Source organism: Secundilactobacillus collinoides DSM 20515 = JCM 1123 (assembly GCF_001435975.1).
In the GTDB taxonomy this organism is placed as follows: Bacteria; Bacillota; Bacilli; order Lactobacillales; family Lactobacillaceae; genus Secundilactobacillus; species Secundilactobacillus collinoides.
Genome location: NZ_AYYR01000106.1, coordinates 64,298 through 90,564 on the forward strand (window position 1 = coordinate 64,298; position 26,267 = coordinate 90,564).

25 protein-coding genes are annotated in these 26,267 nt (G+C 45.7%); 3 read left to right on the forward strand and 22 right to left on the reverse strand.

What is annotated here, in order from left to right; translation table 11 throughout:
- Nucleotides 1–247: 247 nt before the first annotated feature.
- From FC82_RS14160 to rpsO, 8 genes are all read right to left on the reverse strand, one after another.
- Entirely contained in the window at nt 248–553 is a 306-nt protein-coding gene (locus FC82_RS14160) for a nucleoside triphosphate pyrophosphohydrolase family protein (RefSeq protein ID WP_054759894.1), read from the reverse strand.
- A 1-nt stretch (nt 554) separates the two neighbouring features.
- Nucleotides 555–1,148: a ribosome biogenesis GTP-binding protein YihA/YsxC gene (gene yihA / locus FC82_RS14165; RefSeq protein ID WP_054759896.1), complete on the reverse strand. Its 594-nt coding sequence runs from the start codon at nt 1,146–1,148 to the stop codon at nt 555–557.
- Between the two features lie 464 nt (nt 1,149–1,612).
- Nucleotides 1,613–2,866, reverse strand: coding sequence for an ATP-dependent Clp protease ATP-binding subunit ClpX (clpX, locus tag FC82_RS14170; protein WP_054759898.1), 1,254 nt, complete (start codon nt 2,864–2,866; stop codon nt 1,613–1,615).
- 188 nt (nt 2,867–3,054) lie between these two features.
- Nucleotides 3,055–4,371: a trigger factor gene (gene tig / locus FC82_RS14175; RefSeq protein ID WP_054759901.1), complete on the reverse strand. Its 1,317-nt coding sequence runs from the start codon at nt 4,369–4,371 to the stop codon at nt 3,055–3,057.
- 215 nt (nt 4,372–4,586) lie between these two features.
- On the reverse strand, nt 4,587–5,774 hold the full coding sequence (gene tuf / locus FC82_RS14180; RefSeq protein ID WP_056997328.1) for an elongation factor Tu: 1,188 nt from the start codon (nt 5,772–5,774) through the stop codon (nt 4,587–4,589).
- A 198-nt stretch (nt 5,775–5,972) separates the two neighbouring features.
- Entirely contained in the window at nt 5,973–6,863 is an 891-nt protein-coding gene (locus FC82_RS14185; protein ID WP_056997329.1) for a hypothetical protein, read from the reverse strand.
- A gap of 55 nt (nt 6,864–6,918) precedes the next feature.
- On the reverse strand, nt 6,919–8,709 hold the full coding sequence (locus tag FC82_RS14190; RefSeq protein ID WP_054759905.1) for a ribonuclease J: 1,791 nt from the start codon (nt 8,707–8,709) through the stop codon (nt 6,919–6,921).
- A 761-nt stretch (nt 8,710–9,470) separates the two neighbouring features.
- On the reverse strand, nt 9,471–9,740 hold the full coding sequence (gene rpsO, locus FC82_RS14195; RefSeq protein WP_054759907.1) for a 30S ribosomal protein S15: 270 nt from the start codon (nt 9,738–9,740) through the stop codon (nt 9,471–9,473).
- 265 nt (nt 9,741–10,005) lie between these two features.
- On the opposite strand from rpsO, the gene rpsT reads away from it, so the two are divergent.
- A complete protein-coding gene (gene rpsT, locus FC82_RS14200) occupies nt 10,006–10,269 on the forward strand; it encodes a 30S ribosomal protein S20 (RefSeq protein ID WP_054759909.1) in 264 nt (87 codons plus the stop codon).
- 110 nt (nt 10,270–10,379) lie between these two features.
- Here rpsT and holA read toward each other — a convergent pair whose 3' ends face one another.
- From holA to FC82_RS14270, 14 genes are all read right to left on the reverse strand, one after another.
- Nucleotides 10,380–11,408 carry a DNA polymerase III subunit delta gene (holA, locus tag FC82_RS14205; protein ID WP_056997330.1) on the reverse strand — a complete coding sequence of 343 codons (1,029 nt, stop codon included), beginning with the start codon at nt 11,406–11,408 and terminating at the stop codon, nt 10,380–10,382.
- A complete protein-coding gene (locus FC82_RS14210; RefSeq protein WP_268873509.1) occupies nt 11,405–13,582 on the reverse strand; it encodes a DNA internalization-related competence protein ComEC/Rec2 in 2,178 nt (725 codons plus the stop codon). The genes holA and FC82_RS14210 overlap by 4 nt, the downstream gene beginning before the upstream one ends.
- A gap of 64 nt (nt 13,583–13,646) precedes the next feature.
- Nucleotides 13,647–14,132: a ComE operon protein 2 gene (locus FC82_RS14215; RefSeq protein WP_054759916.1), complete on the reverse strand. Its 486-nt coding sequence runs from the start codon at nt 14,130–14,132 to the stop codon at nt 13,647–13,649.
- A gap of 103 nt (nt 14,133–14,235) precedes the next feature.
- A complete protein-coding gene (locus FC82_RS14220) occupies nt 14,236–14,874 on the reverse strand; it encodes a helix-hairpin-helix domain-containing protein (protein WP_056997332.1) in 639 nt (212 codons plus the stop codon).
- Between the two features lie 519 nt (nt 14,875–15,393).
- Complete coding sequence (locus FC82_RS14225; RefSeq protein WP_056997333.1) at nt 15,394–16,443, reverse strand: SepM family pheromone-processing serine protease; 1,050 nt, start codon at nt 16,441–16,443, stop codon at nt 15,394–15,396.
- Between the two features lie 13 nt (nt 16,444–16,456).
- On the reverse strand, nt 16,457–16,927 hold the full coding sequence (gene coaD, locus FC82_RS14230) for a pantetheine-phosphate adenylyltransferase (RefSeq protein WP_054759920.1): 471 nt from the start codon (nt 16,925–16,927) through the stop codon (nt 16,457–16,459).
- A 4-nt stretch (nt 16,928–16,931) separates the two neighbouring features.
- Complete coding sequence (gene rsmD, locus FC82_RS14235; protein ID WP_056997334.1) at nt 16,932–17,492, reverse strand: 16S rRNA (guanine(966)-N(2))-methyltransferase RsmD; 561 nt, start codon at nt 17,490–17,492, stop codon at nt 16,932–16,934.
- The gene (locus FC82_RS14240; protein ID WP_056997335.1) at nt 17,493–17,783 is read right to left on the reverse strand and encodes a YlbG family protein; all 291 of its coding nucleotides are present in this window, start codon (nt 17,781–17,783) and stop codon (nt 17,493–17,495) included.
- Between the two features lie 3 nt (nt 17,784–17,786).
- Nucleotides 17,787–18,947, reverse strand: coding sequence for an FtsW/RodA/SpoVE family cell cycle protein (locus FC82_RS14245; RefSeq protein ID WP_056997336.1), 1,161 nt, complete (start codon nt 18,945–18,947; stop codon nt 17,787–17,789).
- Nucleotides 18,948–19,504: 557 nt separating this feature from the next.
- A complete protein-coding gene (gene typA / locus FC82_RS14250; RefSeq protein WP_054759924.1) occupies nt 19,505–21,349 on the reverse strand; it encodes a translational GTPase TypA in 1,845 nt (614 codons plus the stop codon).
- Between the two features lie 137 nt (nt 21,350–21,486).
- Entirely contained in the window at nt 21,487–22,263 is a 777-nt protein-coding gene (locus tag FC82_RS14255) for an inositol monophosphatase family protein (RefSeq protein ID WP_056997337.1), read from the reverse strand.
- Nucleotides 22,260–22,559 (reverse strand): UPF0223 family protein, encoded by a 300-nt coding sequence (locus FC82_RS14260; RefSeq protein WP_056997338.1) that lies wholly within the window; start codon nt 22,557–22,559, stop codon nt 22,260–22,262. The genes FC82_RS14255 and FC82_RS14260 overlap by 4 nt, the downstream gene beginning before the upstream one ends.
- Nucleotides 22,556–23,497, reverse strand: a complete 942-nt coding sequence (locus FC82_RS14265) for a Rossmann-fold NAD(P)-binding domain-containing protein (protein WP_056997339.1) — start codon at nt 23,495–23,497, stop codon at nt 22,556–22,558. The genes FC82_RS14260 and FC82_RS14265 overlap by 4 nt, the downstream gene beginning before the upstream one ends.
- Before the next feature lie 87 nt (nt 23,498–23,584).
- Nucleotides 23,585–24,133: a TetR/AcrR family transcriptional regulator gene (locus FC82_RS14270; RefSeq protein ID WP_054759927.1), complete on the reverse strand. Its 549-nt coding sequence runs from the start codon at nt 24,131–24,133 to the stop codon at nt 23,585–23,587.
- Nucleotides 24,134–24,224: 91 nt separating this feature from the next.
- Here FC82_RS14270 and FC82_RS14275 point away from each other — a divergent pair, with 91 nt between their 5' ends.
- Complete coding sequence (locus tag FC82_RS14275; protein ID WP_056997340.1) at nt 24,225–25,559, forward strand: MFS transporter; 1,335 nt, start codon at nt 24,225–24,227, stop codon at nt 25,557–25,559.
- Between the two features lie 170 nt (nt 25,560–25,729).
- Nucleotides 25,730–26,267: transposase family protein (locus FC82_RS14280; protein WP_162260956.1), on the forward strand; the 538-nt coding region annotated here is incomplete at its 3' end.

The following is a 26,267-nucleotide window of genomic DNA, read 5'->3' on the forward strand; positions in this document are numbered from 1 at the left end:
ACACCTTTATTCAAGAATTACAACCTTTTTTATGGTTTATACACAAAAAAGACGATATTCACGTTTTATATACATATTTTTTCTCGATATTCATCATGAAAACAAGTAATAAAATTAGAATTTCTGTAATAATATACACAAAAACGACTTAAAATCACATAAAAATTGATCTTAAGTCGCTCTTATTTTAACGGATTCTCGTCATTTTCTGAAACCGTCATCAATACTGTAATCATAGGAAATCAAATTATGATTCTGGTTGGTTTTGATAGCCATTTGGATAGCGTTCATTAAGCCGTTCAATGTTATCTTTGGCAACGTCGTCAAACGGAATATTCGCCCATTCAGCAACTTGCGACAGGTACCAAAGGACATCGCCCATTTCTTTTGTCAGGGTATCACGGTCGAGATCTTTGCCCTGAAACGTATACTGCTTAACCAGATCCACGACTTCACCGGTCTCACTTGAGAGCCCCAGCGCACAGTTCGTTAACACTTGTTCACTACCGTACAGCGTTCGATTAGCTGCCTGCTGGTAATCGTTAAAATTCATGCTATTTGCCTCCAAATGCTTGTGTCTCGATCCAATCCCAAACTTCATCCTTACCCATCTTTGTTTGCGCCGAAAATGGCAGCAGTGCATCCTCGGGCTTTAGTTCCAAGGTCTTTTTGATCACACTCAATTGTTTGTTCCACTTACCACGTGGAATTTTATCCAACTTAGTGGCCACGACCAGCGTTGGAATGTCGTAGTAGGCCAACCAGGTATACATTTGCTGATCATCCTTAGTTGGCGCGTGCCGACCATCCACCAAAGAGACAACACCGCGCAACTGTTCACGCTGCGTGAGGTAGGTCTCGATCATTTGACCCCACTTTTCACGGTCCGTGCGCGACGCCTTAGCATACCCGTAGCCCGGCACATCAACGAAGTATAATTGCGATTCCACATGATAAAAATTAAGTGTCTGTGTCTTCCCAGGCTGACTTGACGTGTGCGCATAACTGTTTCGATTGATCAACACGTTGGTCAGTGATGACTTGCCAACGTTGGAACGCCCCACCAACGCAATTTCCGGTTCACCGGTCGTTGGATACTGTTTTGGATCAACGGCGCTCATTACTAATTCCACATCATGGACTTCCATGCTGAATCCCCCTTAAATATTCTGTGTTCTATCATATCATGGATGGTTAAACGGTTGAAAGTAATTTGTGCGCAGAATGCGGTTACTGTGATAAAACTGTATTTTTGTCTGTAAATCGAAGTGCGTTTATGGGTCAGATGTCGTCATTAGTTTCAATATGATGCTGTGCAAACCGCTTACTGCAAAACCGTGTTCATTGTCGCGAAGTTAACTGTGTAGATCTGAGATCTTGCTCGCTAGCAGCCTAAACGCGCGAAAGAAACCAGCAGAATGCCTGATAAACGGGACAATCTCAAAAAATCAGGTCAGAATTTTCCGACCAGTCTCGCTGATGTGCCGTCCCCCTGATTGCCTGTATGCCATTGCAACACAAAAAGCCCACTGCCGGCAGCATCTGTCTCCAAATACTGCCGTTCAGTGGGCCTCGTTTTGATAACCTTAAAACCGGTCACCGTAACGCCTCCTTAAGAGGCTTTTTGATCCTTTAAAATCAATTGCGGTTCTTCGTGATCCTTCACTGTTTCACCAGTGACAACCACTTTGTCAACGTCATCGCGACTTGGCAATTCAAACATAATGTCACGCATAACGTCTTCGATAATTGACCGCAGACCACGGGCACCAGTGTTACCCTTCAAAGCTAACTTAGCCATTTCACGCAGCCCAGCGGCATCAAATTCAAGTTGAACCCCGTCTAGGGACAACAATTTTTGATACTGCTTGACAAGCGCATTCTTAGGTTCAGTCAAAATGCGCACAAGGTCTTCTTCAGACAATTTTTCAAGCGCCGTCAAAATTGGCAGCCGGCCGATAAATTCAGGAATCAACCCAAATTCAAGCATGTCTTCTGGAACGACCCGTTGCATCAAACTTTCATCACCCTTAATCGGCTGGTGCGTTGAATCGGTGCCAAAACCAATCGTCTTGTCACCTAAACGGTTCTTAACGATGGTTTCGATGCCATCAAACGCCCCACCCACGATGAACAGAATATTCGTCGTATCGATCTGGATAAATTCCTGTTGCGGATGCTTACGGCCACCCTGCGGCGGCACATTAGCAATGGTGCCTTCCAAGATCTTCAATAAGGCTTGTTGAACCCCTTCACCCGAAACATCACGAGTAATGGAGACATTTTCAGCCTTTTTGGCGATCTTATCAATTTCATCGATGTAGATGATGCCTTTTTCTGCGCGCTCAACATCATAGTCGGCGTTTTGCAACAGCTTCAAAAGGATGTTTTCAACATCTTCACCAACGTAGCCGGCTTCAGTTAAAGTCGTCGCGTCAGCAATTGCAAATGGCACATTTAAGATTTTTGCTAACGTTTGGGCAAGATACGTCTTCCCTGATCCGGTAGGTCCAATCATAGTAATGTTACTCTTTTGCAATTCAGGGCCATCAGCGCCATCGCTGGTTGCCATTTCGTTCACTCGCTTATAGTGGTTGTAAACAGCCACGGAGAGTGTTTTTTTCGCTTCAGTTTGGCCAATGACGTATTGGTTCAATGAGTCCACAATTTGTTGAGGGGTTGGGACGTCAAACACAGTCTCCTGAGCCGTCTCGTTGAACTCCTCATCAATGATTTCTTTACATAAATCGATACATTCATTACAAATGTACACACCAGGACCCGCAACAATTTTCTTGACTTGATCCTGTGATTTACCACAAAAAGAACAATTTACGGGGCCATTTACGTCGGTATTTTCAAACAATTTATGAGTCACCCCTTCGTAGTTTTAAGGACACTAGGAACGTTTCCCAATGCAATTGCTACTATACCATAGAAAGTACGGCATGCAAAAGAATTTACCCTAGACCCAAACAAAAGGCCCTGGAAAGATCAGAAATCTCATCTCAGGGCCTTTCGTTGTTGACGACTTAAGTTAGACGGTCAAGTAAATTACTTTTCGTCTTCCTTTTCGTCCTTCTTAGACTTGTCTTGCTTTGCAGAATCACGGACCAAGGCAACAGCGTCTTGAACAGCGATATCATGCTTCAACATATCGTCACTCAATGCTGAGCGAACGGCTGATTCTTCCATCCCGTATTGGCCAGCAAGGTCAGTAACTTCCTTGTTGATCTCATCATCAGATGGTTCGATCTTTTCGGCTTCAACGATGGCTTCCAAAACAAGGTTGGTCTTCACACGACGTTCTGCATCAGCAGCAAATTGCTTGTGCAGGTCGTCTTCGGTCGTCCCAGTTAATTGGAAGTAAGTCTTAGGGTCGATGCCTTGTTGTTGCATGTTGGCAAGGTATTGATCCATTTGACGGTGAATGTCGTCTTCAACCATGGCTGCTGGTACTTCAGCAATCGTAGCGTTATCTACGGCTTCGCGGATAGCTTCGTCTTCGATAGCTTCTTGAGCAGCGGTCGTCTTTTGTTCCTTTAATTCATCTTTGATCTTAGCTTTCAATTCTTCAAGACTGTCGACTTCTTCGTCAACATCCTTAGCAAATTCGTCGTCAAGGGCAGGTAATTCCTTTGCCTTAACTTCGTGAATGGTGGTCTTGAAGATGGCTTCTTTACCTTGAAGGTCTTCAGCTTGGTAATCATCTGGGAAGGTTACCTTAACTTCAACGTCTTCACCAGCTTTGTGACCAACTAATTGGTCTTCAAAGCCAGGAATGAATGAGTTAGAACCTAATTCAAGTGAGTAGTTGTCGGCCTTACCGCCATCAAACTGCTTACCATCAACGGAACCGTCAAAGTCAATGACAACAGTGTCGCCCTTGGCTGCAGCTTCGTCTTCCTTAAGCACTAATTCAGCTTGTTGTTGTTGACGACGTTCGAGTTCAGCATCAATGTCCTTTTGATAAACCCGTGTGTTTTGCTTAGTCACACTGAGATCCTTGTAGTCGCCCAATGTAACGTCTGGCTTAACCGTAACAACGGCCTTCAAGACCCAAGCTTTACCCTTTTCCATTGATTCAACATCAACTTGTGGTTGGTCAACTGGTTCGATTCCTGCTTCTTCGATAGCAGCAGCGTATGCGTCTGGTAAGACGATGTTTAATGCATCTTGGTAAAGTGCTTCTTCACCGTACATTTGGTTGAAGATTTGACGCGGCACCTTACCCTTACGGAAACCAGGAACAGCTAAGTTCTTCTTGGTTTTAGCAAAGGCTTGATCTAAACCTTTCTTAATTTGGTCGGCACCAATTTCAAAGGTCAGTTCGCCCTTGTTGGTTTCCTTCTTTTCCCATTTTGCAGACATTATTTTCCCTCCGAATCAAATATCTCTTCGAATACGATCATATTCAAATTGCGTACAGACTTTAGTTTAACGTATACGCCAAAAAAAGTAAAACTATTTCGGCAAAAATCGGCGTCATAGCAGTGATGTTAATGAATTTGCAACCATCGTCACCAATAAAAAAAGCCCGAAAAGGAAACCTTCTCGGACTTCTCTTGTTCATTTAGGCTAAAAGCTTAGTCCATGATGTCTGAAGCGACACCGGCACCAACAGTATGGCCACCTTCACGGACAGTGAACTTAGTACCCTTTTCAATGGCAGCTGGAGCGATCAAGTCAACTTCGAAAGTGACGTTATCGCCAGGCATAACCATTTCTACGCCATCAGGCAATTCGATAACACCAGTGATATCAGTGGTGTGGAAGTAGAATTGTGGACGGTAGTTTGAGAAGAATGGCGTATGACGGCCACCTTCTTCTTTAGAAAGGATATAAACTTCACCCTTGAACTTCTTGTGAGTTTGGATTGAACCTGGAGCTGCAAGCACTTGGCCACGAACAACTTGTTCACGGTTAATACCACGCAACAGAACACCAACGTTATCGCCGGCTTCACCAAATTCCAAAGTCTTACGGAACATTTCCAAACCAGTAACAGTACTCTTCAAGATTTCTTCTTGAAGACCAACGATTTCAACTTCATCGCCGACTTTGATAGTACCACGATCGATACGACCAGAAGCAACAGTACCACGACCAGTAATAGTAAAGACGTCTTCAACAGGCATCAAGAATGGCTTGTCGTTATCACGAACTGGTGTTGGGATGTATTCATCAACAACGTCCATTAAGTGTAAGATAACCTTTTCTTGTTCTTCGTCGCCTTCAAGCGCCTTTAAAGCAGAACCGCGGATAACAGGAATATCATCACCAGGGTAATCGTATTCTGAAAGTAATTCACGGACTTCCATTTCAACCAAGTCGATCAATTCGTCGTCATCAACTAAGTCGGTCTTGTTCAAGAATACAACGATGTATTCAACACCCACTTGGCGAGCCAACAGAATGTGTTCACGCGTTTGTGGCATAGGACCATCAGTTGCGGCAACAACTAAGATGGCACCATCCATTTGAGCGGCACCAGTGATCATGTTCTTGATGTAATCAGCATGTCCTGGGGCATCAATATGTGCGTAGTGACGCTTTTCAGTTTCATATTCAACGTGGGCAGTGTTGATCGTGATACCACGTTCACGTTCCTCAGGTGCCTTATCAATGTCAGCATAATCTTCAGCCTTAGCCAAACCTTTAGCGGCTAAAACCTTAGTGATTGCTGCAGTCAAAGTGGTCTTCCCATGGTCAATATGGCCAATAGTACCAATGTTTACATGGGGCTTAGTTCTTTCATATGTTTCCTTTGCCATTAATGAAACCTCCTGTATTTTTCACAAAGATAATGCTGGCAAAAAACCAGCAACCCTTTGATGTAAATTATACTACTTCTTCCCGAAAAGGTAAATCGAGAATCCCTCAAGAAGAATCCTTAAAACATTATATAGACTGGGCAATCGTTTGTAAACAAAAATGTGTGTTTTTTCGCGATTTTCCATAACTTTTTTCAATTATGGGGTCATTTCCTGCATCATTTTCGCTAATTTGGCCTGCCACTTCATCATCGTCTGTAATTCCGAATTCGGATCATCAGGCGAAATCTGTCCAGTTAGAACCCGCACCCACTTCTTCGAGTTCGTGACCGCATGATCGACAAACGGATATAGTAGCGATAATTGCACCCTAAGCGACTCTGAGTACAACTGCTGAGTAATCGGGTCATCGTCAGCCACCACCTGTCCTAACGCCGCCTGTGTCGCTTGAACGATTGGAATGTCATCGAGCTCTGGAAGATCACTGGGTACCACATCATGGGGCTGGCCGTCCAACCAAAGATAATGCACAGGCGTGTCCGTTTTTAACTTGTGCATTAATTCCAACAAACTCACCCGGACGATTGGCTTCACAAACGGGTCAGTGAGCAGATGGGTTGCTGCAGCCAACCACTCTTTCAGTGGTAAGGCCTTACCAACTTCAAATTGATGCCGTTGACCCGTCAAATTCTGCGCGCTCAACTGATAAAACTGCTGGTAATCCTTTGAAAAGTGTGCGGTTTGCAAATACACATCTTCATATTCGGTCACGAGTACGCCCATTTCGTGAGGGACAGCAGTCAACGTTTTCATAGCCACCCTGACCATCACGTTCAACCGGTTGGCCAACATTACCTTTGTCCAAAGAATAACGTGGTAATTATCTTCGAAGTATGATTGTTCCTGTTCGCGCATCACCGCCAAGGCCGTTTCGGGACGACCCATTTCATAGCGGCTTTTCACCAATAGATGATTTAATTTAACGGTTTTTTCAGCCTGGTACAGCTGATCATATAAGTCCGCAGCCTTCGCCCAATTTTCATCGCTAAACGCGTCATTTGCAGATTTTAACAGCCTGTCGTTCGTCATTTAAGCCGCCCCCCTCAAAATAAAACCGCGCTCCATTACTGGAGTACGGTTTTAATTAGTCGTCATTTTTAGCTGGCGTCTTCGTCTTTGAAGCGCCTTTTTTTGTCTTATCAGCAGCTGGCTTGTTATCGGCTGCCTTCTTTTTTTTACCCTTATTGCTCTTTGGCTTATGCCGCCGCGGATCAACTTCCATGATAACGGGCAGAATCACCGGATGACGCCGTGTTTGGTCAAACAGATAGTGGTTCAGCTTCTCACGGACGTCTTGCTTCAGGTGGGTCCAGTCGTACTCCTTGTTATCAAGGTTCTTTTGAACAACGTTCTTGATAATTTCAGCGCTTTCATGCATGAGATCCTTGTTCGCTTTTACGTAAACAAAGCCACGGGAAGTGATCTTCGGCTCACCAATGATCTGCTTCTTTTTATGGTCGATCGTAACCACAGCCACAAAAATACCGTCTTCAGACAGGACTTTTCGGTCACGCAGGACAATGTTGCCGATGTCCCCGACCCCGATACCATCAATCATGGTGTTACCCACTTCAATGCTGCCGCTGAGAACCATTTCGCCCTTATCGTAAACGAGTTGATCACCCTTCGCAGTCAAGAAAATGTGATCGGCCTTCATACCAACTGCCTCAGCAGCGTGCGCATGCGCTGAAAGTAACCGGAATTCCCCCTGAATGGGAATCAGATAAGTCGGGTGAAGCAAGTTGATCATCAACTGCAGATCATTTTTGCTGGCGTGACCGGAGGAGTTTAACTCATCCGAGATGGCTTTGACTTCGCCACCGGCCCGATAGATCATGTCCCGTGTTTTGGCCACAGTCGTTTCCATCGCGTGGGATGGTGTCGTTGTGATAAAGACGAGGTCGCCCTCATCAATACTGAGCCCTTTTTCTTGGCCGTTTGCCATCCGTTGCAAGGCCTTAATTGGCTCGCCCATCCGACCGGTCTGAATGATGGTGACCTGTTCAGGGGCCAGTTTTTCCAAGTCTTCTTGTTTGATCAATAAATCGTCGGCCGGCAGAATCAATTTGTTCAGTCGCAGTGCGGTATCTACGATTTTTTCAATATCGCGTCCCGTTAGCAGGATTTTCCGATTGTTGCGCGCAGCAGCATTAAAAATCTGCTGTAATCGCACAATGTTTGAGCCGACACTCGCAACAATGACCCGCCCATTATGGTAGTTCAGGGTCTCGTCGACCATTTCAGCGATATCACGTTCACTCGCTGTTTCATTAGGATTTTCGGCATTAGCAGAATCACTCAACAACGCCAAAACACCCTGTTTCCCAATTTCAGCTAACCGGGCATAGTCGGTCTGATAACCCTTGGAGGCCGTCTGATCAAACTTAAAGTCGCCGGTATACACAATGTTGCCAGAAGCGGTGCCCAACACGATACCCATTGATTCTGGAATCGAGTGTGTCGTTTTAAAGAACGAAACGGTCACATCGCCAAAATCAATTTCAGTACGCTCGTCAACCACGTGAAAATCATCAAAATCTTTCGAGTTAGGATCATCTTTAACGTTAAGTTTCGCCAATTCAATCGTCATTTCTGAGCCAAAAACGGGCACGTTGAATTCACTCAAAAAGTACGGCAGTGCCCCAATGGCATCCGCGTGACCGTGAGTCAAAAATACCCCAACGATCCGGTCCTTATTTTCACGTAAATAATTATAATCTGGAATCACAATATCGATCCCAAGTAGTTCGTTTTCAGGGTATTTCAACCCGCAATCAAGAACATAAATACCATCGTTAACGTCAACGACGTACATATTCTTACCGTTTTCGCGAACACCGCCCAACGGCATAATTTTTACTGTTGCTTCTTCCATAATTCACCTCAAACTGTCTTCTATCTCATTTTTGAGCGTATTTGTCATTCTTGATAAATACACATCACTAACTTTTTCCCTAAATTCACTAATTTAGGCACGACTACAAGCTGTCATTAGTTTATCACACTTTGGTAACCTGTGGAAGAAGCTAGCGGATGGAAGTCTTTGTCCGCCAAAAATGCACCCATCATAACTGAATAAGCACCCCCGACTTCACGCAATATCCCTCATTAGCCTGCTTAACTGACAATGTCGCTGAATTGAGATTTATCATACTTCGGCCGCTTGGAAAACCTCATCTCCTGTTTCCTCCATGCGGAACCGAAAAACACTTTTCACTGCTGTCCATTTCAAAATATGAACACTGCCGTCCACCGTTTGCACAAACGCAGTCTAGTTGGTTTATTCTACTTTAATAAGCGGAGGCAGCTGCACCTCGCCGTATTTTAAAAGCAAATAATTTTGACTATTATTGTTTTTGGAAAGCCCTTTGAAAAAGCGCCTCGCCAGCAACAAAGCTTAAATTACGGTTAATTTCAGCACGCACTTTTTAAATACGTTACCTTAACACAATATTATGTATATTTCGTCAAAACCCTAACGTGCCCATCGGGACAGCTTTGCTGTTTGGTCGCGACTCTACGCTTCAATGCCGCTGTCGTTCATTCACAGTTCAAGGAGGTTGATTGCTATGCCGGCTTCTCACCAGACAAAAAAAGAGAACCACCGAAAGGCAGTTCTCTTGATAAGACGTAATATTAACGACGCAGACCCAAGTTTTGGATCAAGTCACGGTAACGTTGTACGTCTGACTTACGAAGGTAAGCCAATAAGTTACGACGGTGACCGATTTTCTTCATCAAACCGCGTTGTGAATGGAAGTCCTTCTTGTGGGCCTTCATATGATCGTTAATGCTGTTGATATCAGCAGTTAAAACAGCAATTTGCACTTCAGCTGAACCAGTATCGCCATCGTGACGTGCGTATTGCTTGATGATTTCGTTTTTCTTTTCTTGACTAATAGCCATGGTAAAAATTCCCACCTTAATATATTATTTTGATTCACCCAATACTGAGTTACCGTGAGTGAGATCACGCGAAACTAAGTACGGGCATCTGAACCTTAATCATTGTACACAACATCGTGCTTGAACACAAGCCATTTCATTATCAAGTATTTTTACTTTACATTTCGGATAGAGGTGTTGCAATCACCCTTTAGATTCTGTATAATAACACTCGTTGAATATTTAAAAAGCCATTTGGCTCTTTTTTACTGTGGAGGTGAAATCATTGCCAATTATCAAATCTGCTATCGAACGTGCCAAGACTAACGTTAAGGCAAACAAGCGCAACTCAGCACAGCTCAGCACTATGCGGACTACTGTTAAGAAGTTCGAAACTGCTGTCACTGCTCATGATGAAAAGGCTGCTGACTTATACGTCGCTGCATCAAGCGCTGTTGACAAAGCCGCTTCAAAGGGTTTAATCAAGCGTAACAAAGCTGCTCGTGACAAGTCACGGATGGCTGCTCGTCTTGCTAAAGCAAACGCCTAACTTAAACTTAAACACCATAAAAAAGACTGATTCCTTGCGAATCAGTCTTTTTTTGCGTTGTCCTCGCAAACCATTAATTTCGCTAACATCCCAAGTGCCTGCTTGCCGTGTTAAGCCACCTCATTCAAAAATTTTAGCATAAACAGTTCGAATAAAGTCTCGGGATCCTTAGTCGATGATTTCAACGATTTTTCAATGTCGATCAGGCCTAGATAAGCCCGTTTTAAATCATCTAATTTCAGCCTTCTGGTACTTTGCATCGCCAATTTAACACGGTATGGGTGCACCTTTAAAGTGCTTGCAATACTACCCTGGCTATAACCGTTTTTCACCAATATCTTGGTTTGAATCAACAGTCGAAATTGGCTGACCAGCACGGCGTTAATTCTAAGCGGCTCTTCCTTGGTCAAAATCAACTGACGATAAAGCGACAACGCCGCATCGATTTGCTTGGACATGACATCGTTCACCAGATCAAAAACGTTTTGGTCCAGCGACTTGGTCACCAATTCCTGGACCACATCCACACCGATCTGCTTGGAATCATAACTGGCCATTTTCAACTTAGGCAGTTCGTTCATAATCAACGACAGATCTGATCCTGTTCGTTGCAGTAGTTTGCTAAACGCTTCCGGCTGCATCTGAAACCCATTATTTTGCAAATCAGTTTCAACCAACTGCTTGATTTGGTGTTCGCCGATTGCTTCCAAGGAAACGACTTCGGCCACCTTTTTGAGCGTTTTGACCACTTTTTTTCGGCTGTCAAGCTTACCAGTTGTGGCCAAAAAAACGATGACAGTCGTGGGCTCTGGATGTTTAAGATATGTCAAAAGACTGTCCATATCATGATCAACCTTAATCCCCTTATGCGGATCAGTCGTTAAAAAGTAGGCATGGTCCACAAAGACCAGCCGGCGGTCACCAAAAAACGGCGCCGACATCGCATCATCTAACGCCTGTGCAATGGGTGTCGATTCCATATCATAACTCGCAAAATTCATGGTCCGTTCCTCTTCCGGGATCAGTCCGGTGAACGTGTTTTTTAAGCGGTTCACTAAATAGGCCTGATCACCAGTAATCAGATAGACCGAGACCGGCGTGTGATTGTGTAATGATTTCATGACCGTTTCGTAACTCAATCTTTTTCCTCCTTCATCACCGTTTCCCAGTATCCGGGGTGATGATCCCGAAACCGGTATCGGATCATGCCGTTTGTTTGCGTATTAAAAAATGGCACGTGCTGCTGTGCAAGGGTTGCTAACGTTTCTGGATTGGGGTGTCCGTAGCGATTATTGCGTCCCGCTGAGATAATGCCCCACTTTGGTTTCAAAGCCTGAATAAATTCAGGTGCCGATGCCGTTTTGCTCCCATGGTGCCCAAGTTTCAGCACATCCGTCCTGAGGTTAGGATAATGCGCAATGACATCCTTTTCGCCCTCCTGACCCAAATCACCAGTAAAGGTGAAACGCAACCCGCCATATACGCCCGTTAAAACCATTGAATCTTCGTTGCCGCCTAATCCCGGGGTGAACGGATGAAGCACATCTAAACCGGACCCAGTGATGTGCTGACCTGCATGAACGCTAATCAGTTTTGTGTGTTTCAATCCAGGCCTAATTCGTCTCATAAACTGCGGGTTGGCCGCCATCCCCCAGGGGATGTACAACCGTTTAACATCCATTGTCTGCAAAACATCGCCAACAAAACCAACGTGATCCGCGTCCTGATGTGATAAGCATAACGCATCGATTCGATGGATACCCATACTCTTCATATAGTTAATATTCAGGCGTAATGCCCGACTGCGTCTTTTGACCTGGTGGCCGCCAAAGAAAACGTCCCCACCAGTGTCAATCATGGTAATCTGACGACCAAGTGGTTCCCTGATCATAAAACTGTCACCCTGACCAATATCAAAAAACGTGACCTCGCCTTTCACAGGAAAGTGGATCAGCATAAAGGCAAGCGTGTAGACTGCTGTCAACCCAATGATAACTTGGCGCTGATGCCGACCGGCTAAAAGAAGCAGGGTCAGCACAACCAACGCAATAACGAGTAAGATATGCGGTTTGCCGAAAGTGATCATCCCCGGCATCGCCGCGATTGCGTCCAACGCCCGCGTAAACCAGCCTAATAAATGATCGCACATTTGCGCCAACATTGGAAATTTCAAGCCGACAACGGCCCCAATGAGTGTCACTGGAAAAATAAGCCAGCTAAATACTGGAAGAATCAATAAGTTTGCTAGTAAGGACCAGATGTGCCATTGGTACACATGGTAGAGCACAAAGGGCAGACTCACCAGATTAAGCAGCATCGTTTTGGCAAAAGCCGACCGTCCCTCAACGAAAATCAGTGCAAACGCCAAGGCATAGCTTAATTGGCCGCCCAGTTGCATCAGCAGCGCGGGATACCAGATCAAAGCCAGCATCAAACTCAGTCCCCATAACGTTAATGGCGATATCTTCCACCCGGCTAATGCGGCAATTATAACAAGCATTGACACTAATATTGCTCGCAGCAGGCTCGGTGCCGCCCCAGCCAGAATATAGTACGAGGGCAGCACTAGTATGAGTATCACGTTCACCATGGTCTCAGAGCACCGCAATCGTTTCAGAACAAAGGCGACCAACGCTGTTAACCACACCACGTGAAAACCTGAAATACTAAACAAATGAATCAGACCCAGGTCAGTTACAGCAGACAGATTATCGTAAAAATTATCCGCACGAAATCCGAGAAACAGCCCTTGAACATACATTGCAAGCAATGGCGGCAGCCGTTTTGTCTGAAGAATCAATCGTTGTCGAATGGCGTGACAGCCATTCAGCCAACTTTGCCAAAGCGTTCTCGGAACCGCCGGGCGAACCGCCACCAACCGTGAAATCTTGACCCGGTTAAAGACCCCGTTTTGACGCTGATACTCACCGTAATCAAACTCATTGACGTTCGTAGCCGGTGCGAATTGCTGGATGTCTCCAGCCACTGTCATCACGCTGGTTTTCATAACCCGCCATTGCGGCTCCGGTTTTTCGCCTTCGCCGACATAGTACTGGCCGGTTACAAGTTGGCCAGTCGGCAGCCGGCCCTTCACCTGAACGCTATCCGGGCCAACCAAAACGTCATCTGGTTGCACGCGCAATTGAACCGTGGTATTTGTCATTTCTGGCAGGGTTCGCTGCTGGCGCTGATCATGCTGAAATGCAAACCAGCACCCAAATACCACGCTCACAACTAACGCCCAGATGGCAATCACGCGATCCCTCAACAAAAGAATTCGAACCGCCCAGATGCCAGTCAATCCAGCCGCCACCCAGAATTGGCCAAAGAAACAGCCGCTCAAACAGCCTACTAAAACAGCAAGCCAAATAATTGTTTTATTGATGGTCAGTTAAATAGGTCTCAAAAGAAGCCCGTTTAATCATTTCCTCGTCCAAAGTGACTTGGTTTAATTCAACATTTTTCATTTTAATCAATTCCATTGCGTACGGATCATTATGGTAGTTGCGCAGGTATGAAATCTTTTTGATGCCAGCTTGCAGCAACATTTTCGTGCATTGCAGGCACGGAAAATCGGTGACATAAATCTCAGCTCCATCCGTCCGTTCGCCAAATTTGGCGCACTGCAAAATCGCATTCATTTCAGCATGAATCGTCCGCACACAATGCCCGTCAACGAGGTAACACCCCTCATCGATACAGTGCACATCGCCGGAAACAGACCCGTTATACCCGCCAGCTATGATTCGCTTGTCACGAACAATCGTGGCCCCAACGGAAAGTCGATTACAAGTACTTCGACTGGCCAACAGGACAGATTGCATCATAAAGTATTGATCCCAAGGAATTCTCTTTTTCGTCATGTTTTTGCCTCCGATAATGACGTAACGCTCTCAATTTTTCACTTAAGTTGAACAAAACTCAGTATACCAAAAAATTGAAAAACCACCTAACATCTCGCAAGATTCAGACCGCGAGTTGCGGTTTTAAACGTTCAAATGTCTTGTCACCAAATCCGGAAACGTTCTTAATATCTTCGATGGATTGAAATTGCCCCTTGGCACTCCGGTAATCAATGATTTTTTGTGCTTTCTTTTCGCCAACACCGTCAAGTTGTTGAAGTTGTTCTAAATCGGCCGAATTCAAATTAACTTGGGGTGCTTCGCTGCTGGCACCCGCACCAGCGCCGCCTGTTGCCATAGACGGTGCCGTTTCGCCGCGTTTTGGAATATAGACCACTTGCTGATCAGTTAACCGCTGGGCTAAGTTCACTTGTTTCTGATCCGCACTGGCCGCAAATCCACCGGCCAATTGAACCGCATCGATCACTCGCATATCACCGGTCACTTTTTTTAACCCAGGATTCTTCACAGCACCTTTGATATCCACATACATCGTCATTGATTGACTGGCAGCCGCACTCGGTGCACTGCTGCTGGCCACAGCTAAGCTATCAGATATCACGGCAGATTCCGGTTGCGCCGTTGTCTGTTGTGGGGCTTGATGCAGCATCAAAAACATGATTCCGATTGCTGCAACGGCAATCCCCGCAATGAGCCAAACTTCTCGCCCCATCGTTCCTAACAGTTCCTTTAACCTATCCAACACTATTCCTCCCTTCTTACCCCTTAACTACGTGGGAGAAAATAAAAAAGTTTGTCGCGATTGAAAATAACGGCAAACTTTTTTGTTTTAGAATTTGGTATGGTGTTAACTAAATGTCGGTTGTTTGTCGGTCAGTTAACATTGTTTGAAATGACTTGATGTGAATCTGGTCGATGGTTCTTAGGTGGGCGAATAGCGCCCATTTTCGCACGTTATTTGTCCTTTTTGGATTATAAATCTCAGATAACTTTTTGGGTCTCTGCTTTCGAGACTAAACGTGCAGTGGGATACCCGGGTGTTTTGGCTGTGAGGTTTTGGTTGCTCACATTGAGTTGCGAGCATTATTTGGGACTTAAGGAGTAGAGCTTCCTGATGGGTGGGTCTCTGTCCTCGAGACTAAACGTGCTGCGCAAGCCAGGGGGCTACTACGTAAGGGACTCTGGCAAATATGCCAAGTTCAGGCATATCTGCCAGAGTCCCTTACGCTCCGCCCCCTAAACGGCTTGCTCCGCACTCTCTCTACCTATGCTCCTCCAAATACCTAACCGCCTGCTTAAAGCTTGTCACAGGGACCACTTTCATGTTCGGTGCGACCTTCTTTGCTGTCTTTTTGGCCATTTGATAATTTGTCTCGTGGTGTTCTTCCAGTTTCAAGACAGCCTTTGTTGGTTTGACGTACGGTGCGAAGAAAATGGTTGCGCCCGCTTTTTTGGCTGCCACGATTTTTTTATCGATCCCGCCAATTTCGCCTACGGAGCCATCTGGATTAATGGTTCCAGTACCTGCTATCTTTCGGCCATGCCGCAAGTTGGTGTTAGTCAGTTGTGTGTAGATCTGCAGACTCATCATCAACCCGCCTGACGGACCACCGATTTGGCCGGGGTCAACGGAGACCTTGGGCGACGTTTTAATTTTGACATTATCCGTCAGAATGATGCCGATGCCCGGTTGGCCGCTCGACAGTTTGATCAGCGGTTCCGTCACCGTATGTTTAACACCATCTCGTTGATAGGTCACCGTCAGTCTTTTGCCAACCTTTTGCTTACGAATATAATTTTGGAAACCATACGCGCTTTCGAAGTGGCGGCCGTTGACCTTAGTAATCGTATCGCCGACTTTTAATTTGCCTTTGAACTTAGAATTTTTCTGTACTTCCATGACGTAAATGCCAAGATAATCCTTGGTCACTTTATCGCCAGCTGCCTTTACCGCAACGGCTTTGGCCTCATTAATGGCACTTTGCATGTAAAAATTCTGCATTTTCATGTAAGTGGCGCCGCTCTGACCGCCCGTGACACTTTTTTCGGTATCAATCTCGTGGTACGGCAAGACCTTTGCTAAGGCATATGTAATTGGTCTGGCCCGCGCAAGTTCCACCGTCATGATCATGTATTCTCCAGATCGTTTATCCGGATGTTTTTTAATGCTGACAAACGACTTCAAATTGGTTCCCGAACCAGGTGTTTCAATGTAGTAAGGCAGCGGCCAAAAGAGCCCCACCAAAACTAAGATTCCCGCAATAACGCCAAGGGTAATCTTAGTGATACGTTTCCTCAGTATCTTTTTCATAAACTCCCCATCCTCACTTCTCAGCAAGTGCCGCCGCTACTGCGGGTGGTACCAATTCTGAAATATCCCCGCCGAAGTGCAGCACCTCTTTCAAAAGGCTCGATGAGATGAACGCATACTTAGCATCAGTCAGTAAAAACAGCGTCTCAATACCATTGTCTAAGTAGTGGTTCATCTGCGCGATACCTGCTTCGTACTCGTAATCTTTTGAATTGCGAAGTCCCCGTAAAATCACACTGGCGTTGACCGATTTCACAAAATCCACCGTTAGGCCGCCCTCGGTCCGTACCGTTACGTTGGGTAAATCAGCAACACTTTTCTGAATCAGTGCCACCCGCTCATCAGGTGTAAATAGTGATCGTTTACTGATGTTAGTCCCAACGGTCACGATCAGTTCATCAAATAAGTGACTTGCCCGCTGAATTAAATTCAAATGCCCCTTCGTTAAGGGATCAAAACTACCTGGAAATACTGCTTTAGTCATCAGTCTACCCCTCCTCTGGCATTTCATATATAGTAACCTTGGTAATGCCGTATGATTTTTGTTCAACCAGTTTAGCAGCACCGACCGTTTCAGGCAGATTGGCTTCCTGATTAGTCTCACACATGATACAGCATTCTGGTGCCAATAGGGACAGCTCCTGTAATAGGTCGATTTCTTTCATGATTTTTTGTTCCCGATACGGCGGATCAAAATAAACCAGATTGAAGGACATTCCTTGTTCCTGCAGAGTTTTAAGCATTTTTTCAGCGTCACGTTTATAAACCGTGAACTTGTCGGGCTCTTTCGTAACTTCGATATTTTGATGAATCGTCTTGATTGCAGCCCCTTGACGATCAATCAAAACCGCATGGTCAATCCCGCGAGAAACGCCTTCAATACTCAAACCGCCGGAGCCCGCGAATAAGTCCAAACTGGTTCCACCGTTAAAGTAGGGACCAATAATGTTGAAAATGGCTTCTTTGACCTTATCCGTCGTTGGCCGCGTCTTCATACCGGGAACCGCGCGCAAACGTCGACCACCGTATTCTCCTGAAATCACTCGCATCTAATCGTCGTCCTCCTCGGAATCAGTTTGATCCTCTTTAGCGACTGGATTACCCGATAGCCCCAGGAGATCGATCAATTCTTTATGCGGCGAAGTAATGATTCGCTTTACGAACCGAAGCTGCCGCAACTGTTCGGTCGTTTCGGCAGCTTTATCTGTGTTGACATAGAGTACAGCATACCGCATCCGCTTAGAAACGTACGCAACGTGCCCATACCGTTTTAATTGCCGTACCTGTCTTAAATTGGACACGTAAACGACTAAATCTTCTCTTTCTTGAATTGCCGGCATTGTTTACTGCCCCTTTCTTTTTGCAATTTTTTCCTGTGCACTGACGTTTATCAGCAGTCCCAAACAAAGCGTCAGCGACATCATACTAGAACCACCGTAACTAATAAACGGGAACGTCACCCCAGTGATTGGCAGAAAGCCAACCACGCCGCCAATATTCACAAATGCCTGAAGTGCAAAGTAAGTCGCCACACCGTAGCACACCATAATATTAAACGTGTTTTCCGAATGAATGCCGATATAAATTGCCCGACAAACAATAAATGCTAACAAACACAGAATAATGATAATACCAATTAGTCCAAGCTCTTCACTGATGATCGACATAATAAAGTCGGTGTTAGGCTCTGGCAAGTACCCGCGTTTTTGAATCGAATTGCCCAGGCCGACCCCGAATAACCCGCCGTTACTAATCGCGTAATAGGAGTTCACCAACTGCAATCCTGAACCGCTCTGGTGGCCAAACGGATCTACGAAAGCGACGATTCGTGCTAATTTATAGTTTGATACATTGGTGGCTTTCCCAATTTTAAACATAATTGGCAGTAACACGCAAAAATAAAATGCAATACCACTGCCAACAATCGCGAGCATAAGCTTGTAAGAGAACCCGCTGCCGAGATACATCATGACTAAGATGCCAGTAATGATCACGGCGCTCCCCATATCAGGTTGCACCAGCACCAAGCCAATCATAAATGCACTAAGAATGATCGGTTTGGCATTGATTCCCCACCAGTGACCGCTGAGCATCGGTTTTTCATCGCTGCGCCGACCAAGGCGCGATGCCGTTGCGACAATCAAAAAGAATTTGACAAATTCTGCCGGTTGAATATTGATTGGCCCAAATGAAATCCAGCCCGAAGCACCGTTAATGGTTTTCCCAGCGGCCAGCAACCATATCAATACACAATCAAGTAAGATCATGCCGATCCAGTAAAACTGCTTGTAGTGCAGATACCGGGTATTCATGGCTGTCATAAAGATCGTGATGCCAAGCCCAATCACTACCCAAAACGCCTGTCGCACCAAATAAGCACTCGGCGTCGTGCCGTTTTCCACCGCGACGTTAGAGCTTGCCGAATAGACCATCACAATCCCGATGGCACAGAGTATCAAATATGGTACGATCAAAAAATAATCTAAGTCTCTTAACCTTTTCATTTAACTATCCCCACACTCGTGAATACACCTGCATACTGCAAGTCCTTTAAATTATAGCATACCCGCGAAAAATCGTGCTGGTTGATAATGAAGCTTAAGTAAATAATTTAAAGAGCGTAAAAAGAAACAATCTGAGAACGGCACATAAACGCAATTAGCTGGAAATACTGGTCTTGGGTTTGTTAATAACTGCGCTGAGTGACCGGTCTCTGCTTCCTGAGACTCGTTTCCACTCAGTTGCAGCACAAGCGTAAATTTGAATTTTTTCCTGACTGATTGAAGGAAAGCGCCTGGCACAAGGCCTTTAGTGGATCGAAACTCACTTCAACTAGGAACACCACGTTGCAGCTACTACTTAGGCAAAAATAAAAAAGCGCCGCTGAATCCTGCCGCCTGCCTTAATAAATAGTGGCCATTCACTTATCCAAAAGGCGTTTCTGATATCTATCCCAACCAATCATAGCGCAAAAAGTGCACCAAACAGTTTTTTCTCAACGCAAAAAAGCCAGCCGCAATCTGCGACTGGCTTTTTAATTCAGACAACTCAGAATCGTGAATTAGTTCCGTGAACCGGCACGACGCTTCTTAGCTTCTTTTTCACGAGTATTCGTGTCAAGAATCTGCTTACGTAAGCGTACGTGGTTAGGGGTTACTTCACAGAATTCATCTTCGTTCAAGAATTCAAGTGATTCTTCAAGTGATAAGTGGGTTGGCGTCTTGATTCGAGCCATGTCGTCAGAACCGGCGGCACGAACGTTGGTCAAGTTCTTACCCTTTGTGATGTTGACCGTAATGTCGTTTTCACGACTGTTTTGGCCGACAATCATCCCTTCGTACACATCGGTACCTGGGTCGATCAACAAGGTCCCACGAGATTCAACACCCATCATTGCGTAGGTGGTTGCTTTACCGGCATTCATTGATACCAAAGTACCCTTAGTCCGGCCTGGGTGCCAGTTCTTGATCACTGGTGCATACTTTTCAAAGGTGTGGTTCAAAATACCATACCCACGAGTCATTGACATGAATTCGGTTGAATAACCGATCAACCCACGTGATGGGGCGATAAACGTCAAACGAGACTGGCCGTTATCAGTTGATTCCATGTTTTGCATTTCACCTTTACGTTGTGACAAACTGTCAATAACGCTACCAGTGTATTCTTCAGGGGTGTCGATTTGAACCTCTTCAAATGGTTCGCTCATAACACCGTCAATATCGCGGTAGATAACTTCTGGCCGTGATACTTGTAATTCGAAGCCTTCACGACGAAGGGTTTCAATCAGAATTGACAAATGCAATTCACCACGACCTGAAACGACCCATGCGCCTGGTTCGTCGGTGTCATCGACACGCAGCGAAACATCGGTTTCCAATTCAGTCTTCAACCGGTCTTCCAATTGACGACTCGTCACGAACTTGCCGTCTTGGCCGGCAAATGGTGAGTTGTTGGTTTGGAAAGTCATTTGCAGGGTTGGTTCGTCGATTCGTAAGATTGGTAATGCTTCAGGGGTGCTTGGGTCAACGACAGTTTCACCAACGTTGATATCTTCCATCCCAGAAACAGCAATCAAATCACCGGCTTTAGCCGTCTTGATCTCCAAACGCTTCAGGCCGAAGAACCCGAATAATTTAGTAACCCGGAAGTTCTTCTTAGTGCCGTCAAGCTTCATAACCGTAACGTTGTCACCAACACTAACGGTACCTCGGAAGATCCGGCCAATGCCGACACGACCAACGAAGTCGTTGTAGTCCAACATGGCAACTTGGAACTGTAATGGTTCGTCAGAGTTGTCAATTGGAGATGGAATGTGTTCAACAATAGTGTCAAACACTGGCTTCATAGTGTGTTCTTGCGTTGCTAAGTCTGAGTCGTAGCTTGAAGTTCCGTTCATAGCTGAAGCGTAGATCACTGGGAAGTCCAGTTGGTCTTCGTCAGCACCTAATTCGATGAACAAATCAAGCACTTCATCAACAACCTCTTCAGGACGGGCGCCAGGACGGTCAACCTTGTTGATCACAACGATTGGGGTCAAGTGTTGGTCTAAGGCTTTCTTCAAAACGAAACGGGTTTGTGGCATGGTCCCTTCAAAGGCATCAACAACCAGCAAAACACCGTCAACCATCCGCATGATCCGTTCAACTTCACCACCGAAATCGGCATGTCCTGGGGTATCCAAGATGTTGATCTGCTTGTCGCCGTAACGAACGGCAGTGTTTTTAGAAAGGATTGTGATCCCACGTTCCCGTTCAATGGCGTTAGAATCCAAAGCCCGGTCTTCAATCTGAACGTGTTCGTCCAAAGTGTCAGATTGTTTCAATAATTCATTAACCAACGTCGTCTTACCGTGGTCAACGTGGGCGATAATTGCAATGTTTCGAATATCATCTCTGGTTTTCAAAGTGTGTATCTTCCTTTCATAGTGACTCGTTATCAAACCTGTTTATTTAAAAATGGTTAAACCTGGCCGCGCAATGAGCACTCTACGCTGACCTTGCGCCATAAAAAAACTGTGACTAAGTGTCACAGTCAGACGCTTTAACCGATGATTGGCAGAATGTCTTGTTGTGCTTTTTCCGTTGCTACCATTACGAAGTCTGATGATAGCATACTAAGTGGCGTCCCGTCAACTCTAGTTACCCGAAGTCCCAAGGTTTCGGCCAAAATTTTTCCAGCGCCAAAATCCCAAGGTTTTAAATAGGAAACATACGTAATAAGTTCACCAGTTAACATGTGACTGAACTCAATCCCAGCAGAGCCATACGCCCGTAATCCCGCGCTTTGCCGCACGACTTCCGGCATATTCATCTGCTGTTCTGTAATTAGCGGTCCGCTTATTGCAACAAGGCCATCGCGTAACGCCAAATTGGCCGGTTTTGTCAATGGCTGGTCGTTCTTGAAAACGCCCAATGACGGCCCACCGGAGTATAACACATTGGCCATCACATCGTAAATGTACCCTAAAACACCCCGACCGTCAATATACAACGCAATCATCATCGCAAAGTGGTCGCGCTGTTTGACAAAGTTCATCGTCCCGTCAATGGGATCAACGACCCAGACCCATCCGGTCGTGTCGGTGACACTGTCACCGAAGCCTTCTTCACCTAAGACTTGACTATCCGGTGAAAAGGCTCTGATCTTGCTCACTAGTAAACGTTCATTTTCTTTATCAACGTTGGTGACCAGATCCTTCCGACCCGTTTTTTCATCAACGTTTAACGGCGTCGTCATCCGTTGCAGAACAAGGGCACGTGACGCTTTCAGCCAAGTTTTCACAGTCTGGTCAACTTCAGCAAGTGTCGGCTCCGTCATCGTTCTTCCCTCCCCGTGCTCATTTTGACTGATTTTTTAGTGGTTTCACGAGATGTTTTCATTGTTAAATAAATACTGTAGCCAGTGACCTTACTAAAGGCTTTATCCAGCTGCTTTTCTTGAGATTTTGAAGTCACAATCGTTTTAAACGCCCGGTAAGCATCCGTCAGCTCGCTAATTAAAACGCCCTGTGATAACTCGTACGCATTTTCAACCAGCTGATAAAAATGGGTCACCGTAATAATTTCATCGGTCGTCCAATCATCCGCTAAAGGGTACGCATAGTTTTCACTCATTCTGTTCCACCTAACTTTCCGTTTTCAATCTCGGTAATGGTTTGTCTCAGTTGGGAAATAATCGTCTCAAAATCCGTTTCTTCCGAATCAGACAATGTCAGGTCAGTCAGTCGGCGCACACCCGCCAAGCTTACAAGCACGGGCGTACTGATGGCTAGAGCCCCCACCTCGTGCTCAGTCTGAATATTCGAGACTGTTGCAATCAGCGGCCGGTCTTCAACCAACGCCATCAGTAACCGGTCCAGGGCCAAATCTTGAATTGCCCAATTGTCCATCAGCGACTGACTTGAACTTGCCGCTTCCAAGTTGGCGATGTCTTCGGCACTGAAATGGTTATCCTGATTTGCTAGGTACATCAGGACAGGCGCAGGACCAACGTAACTGCGGCTCCAGACGATCAACTGCTGCTGTGGCGTCCCAACGACTAACGCGCTCACGTCATTTTCACCAACACGCAGCCGGTCCTTTAATTGTGACTGCAAGAATAAAGTCTGGCTGAAGGTGCCAACGCCCAGCAGCTGCGTCTGCGGTAAACCGGAAAAACGCCAGGCAAAATAGACCAGTAGTTCATCAAATGGTGCCGAAATCAAAATCTTACCTTTAAACCCGTTCTCAATCACGCTGTTCACAAGTTTTCGAAACTTGGGCATTATCCCTTGAACGTAAGTCAACATGTCCTCAGCCGCAATTTGTGGCCGTTCCAGCGCAATCACAACAACGTCGGCACTGGCAAGATCTTCGTTTTTTCCAACGGTGAGTGAAAACTGTTGGCAAAGGTGCGCAGCTGTCACTAACGCAGACAGCGCGGTGTCAGAATTTTCAGTTTCACTTTCAACCGGCAAAACGATACCCGCGACTGATGGATCCTTCATGATCATCGTTGTTAAAAAACTGTCAATTCGCGATGTATCCCCACAAATAACGACTTTGGCTTTCATAGACAACCCTCCATTTCCTCATAGAAGTGCTAGTCTAATTATAAGATAAAATCGTTAGGAATCAATAGATAGAAAATTTAACGCCAATCACCCAAAGAACATTTTCATGATCAGGTTCAAAATGTCGGTTTGTGTGAGCCCCCGCTCTTCACGTTGCAGGCTGTAACTTTCGTTTCTTAAAAATGCAATCAGCATATCTGCTTGAAACGTCACTTCCATAGAGGTTAAATTTGAATGCTTTCCACGGATCAACTGGCTAAAAAGTGCCGCCAGCTGCTGGTACTCGGGTCGCTGGTAGTAGCGGCGCGCAGTCTCTAGACTGCCATTGGGAAATAAACGCTGACGATGGTCACGAAATTTGAGGTACGCAGCTAAAACGTGGCGAATGGCTGTTAGGTCGACCGAACGATGCTCGAGATAGGTCTGTTGTTCGGCCACGTAATGGTCCAGCTGATCATACGCAAGTGCCAACACAATGTCACCTTTTTTTGGAAAATTTCGATATAACGTCCCCACCCCGACACCAGCCGCTTCCGCCAGTTGGGCCATGGTGACGTGATTGACATCAAATTGCATGAATAACTTATTGGCTGCAGCTAATACTTTCAACCGATTGTTTTGCGCGTCAATTCGCATTGAACACCCCTCCTCCATTTGACAACGAACTCTTTGTTCATTTATTATAGCAGAGAATAAGTGGAATATATTCCGGAAAAGGAAGCTGTCTATGTCTTATCATGTAAAACAAAGAATTATTTTGGTCATTGCCCTCTTAAGCTATTTCTTAACTGCCCTATCAAATTCGATTGTCATCACTGGACTCACCAAAATTGCCGCCGACCTGTCCATGAATCAGATCACACTCTCATGGGTTCAAAATGCGTATGGTTTAGCGTTCGGGAGTTTTTTACTGCTGAGTGGGCGCCTTAGCGATGCGCTAAGTCGGCGGACAGTGCTTAGTGTGGCTTTAGTCATTTTCATGGTTGGCTCGTTCTTAGCAGGTCTAGCCCCGACCGGAACCATCATGATTGCAGCACGCTTTTTGCAGGGAATCGGTTCGGCACTACTAGCACCGACCAGTATGGCGCTCTTAGTGGACTATTTTGAAGGCCCCGCGTTGGTAAAAGCCATAGCCTGGTACAGTTCCATTTCCGGATTGGAATCCAGCGTCGGTCTCGTTCTCGGCGGTGTATTAGCCAGTTATTGGTCATGGCGGGTCGGTTTTTATCTCAACGCCCCAGTCTGTCTGCTGATGTTGGTCTTAACCGCCAAAGTGCTGCCAAAGACTGCTCCTCAATCAGAACGATTTGATGTCATCGGCACAATCAGTTCTGTGCTCGGTTGCGGGCTGCTGGTCTATTCACTCACGGGTGCAAGCCGGGTCGGTTTAACACTGACCATCGCCATCATGATTCTTGCCATCTTTCTTCTCATTGAAAAACACCGGAGCAACGCAATTCTGCCGCTGGCCATTTTTAAAAACCGTATCCGTTCAATGGCTTATCTGAACCGAACGATCCTGAATGGCACCATCATGGGTTACTGGTTTTTTATTTCAGAGTACCTGCAGCAGGTCTATCATTATTCCCCACTGGTCACAGGATTTGCATACTTGCCAATCTCACTGACGATGTTTCTTGCCGCGGTCATCGTGCCGCGTCTGATCACCCATTGGCACAACAAATGGACTTTTTTGGTGGCCGTCAACATCGTCTTAATTGGCTTTATTTGGGCGCTTCTCATCACTGACCAAGGATACTGGCTCAGCGTGGGAATTCCAATGCTGATTCTTGGGTGCGGTCAGGGATTGGCGTTGGCACCAAACACAAACATGGGTCTGGCTAACGTCGATGAAACCAACACCGGCGTTGCTTCTGGGCTTATCAATACCGCCCATCAATTAGGCGGCGTTCTGGGACTCGCTCTCTTCGTTAATCTCTCAAGTTCGCTGGTAAGCAGTCATCAGATGGCCGCCGAATTTCACGTGGCAATGATTGCTGCCGTTGTTATGGCGGTCATCGTTGTAGTGCTGGCATGGTTTTCTCCAAACAATGATCACTAGCGCGGCGCAACCCGTTCAACGCGTTTAGAAAAAAGTGGCTGTAAAATTTCTGGTATTGGTGGTCACGCCAATGCCAGTTTTTTATTGTCTTATTCCATCATAAAAGGACGCTATGTCCTCACATGTTACGATTAAATCACCACAACATAATCGAAAGTGAGGAAAACATAGTGTCCCTAAATAATGATTCTATCCTAAAACTGGTCAAATTAACAGATACTAATCTACATGTCTTAGCTATCTACTCTGAAAGAAAGCGAGGTGTCACCTCTCAGGTCATTGAAGCAACTTTATCCTATCCACTGACTCATTGTCCGCACTGTCACAGTAAAGCACTCATTAGAAATGGGTACCGTCTCGCCCATGCCAAGCTGCCGTCGATCAATGGTGACCCGATTCGGCTACTGGTTCATAAGCAGCGCTATTTATGCCATACCTGTGGCCACACGTGTGGGGCCCGTTCCAGTAACTTAAAGTTCAACCACACGCTCACACCTGGCGTCGCCCAACAGACCATCAAACTGGCTAAACAATCATTGGCCGGGACAACAATCGCGGCCCTAACTGGTATCTCAAATACCAGCGTGGCACGCATTATCAACGCGGAAGTGCACCGGCCTTATCGCCTTAAAAAGCTCCCAGAAAACCTCTACTTTGATGAGTTCCGGTCAACTGGTAAGCATATGTCATTCATCTGCTGTGACGCTG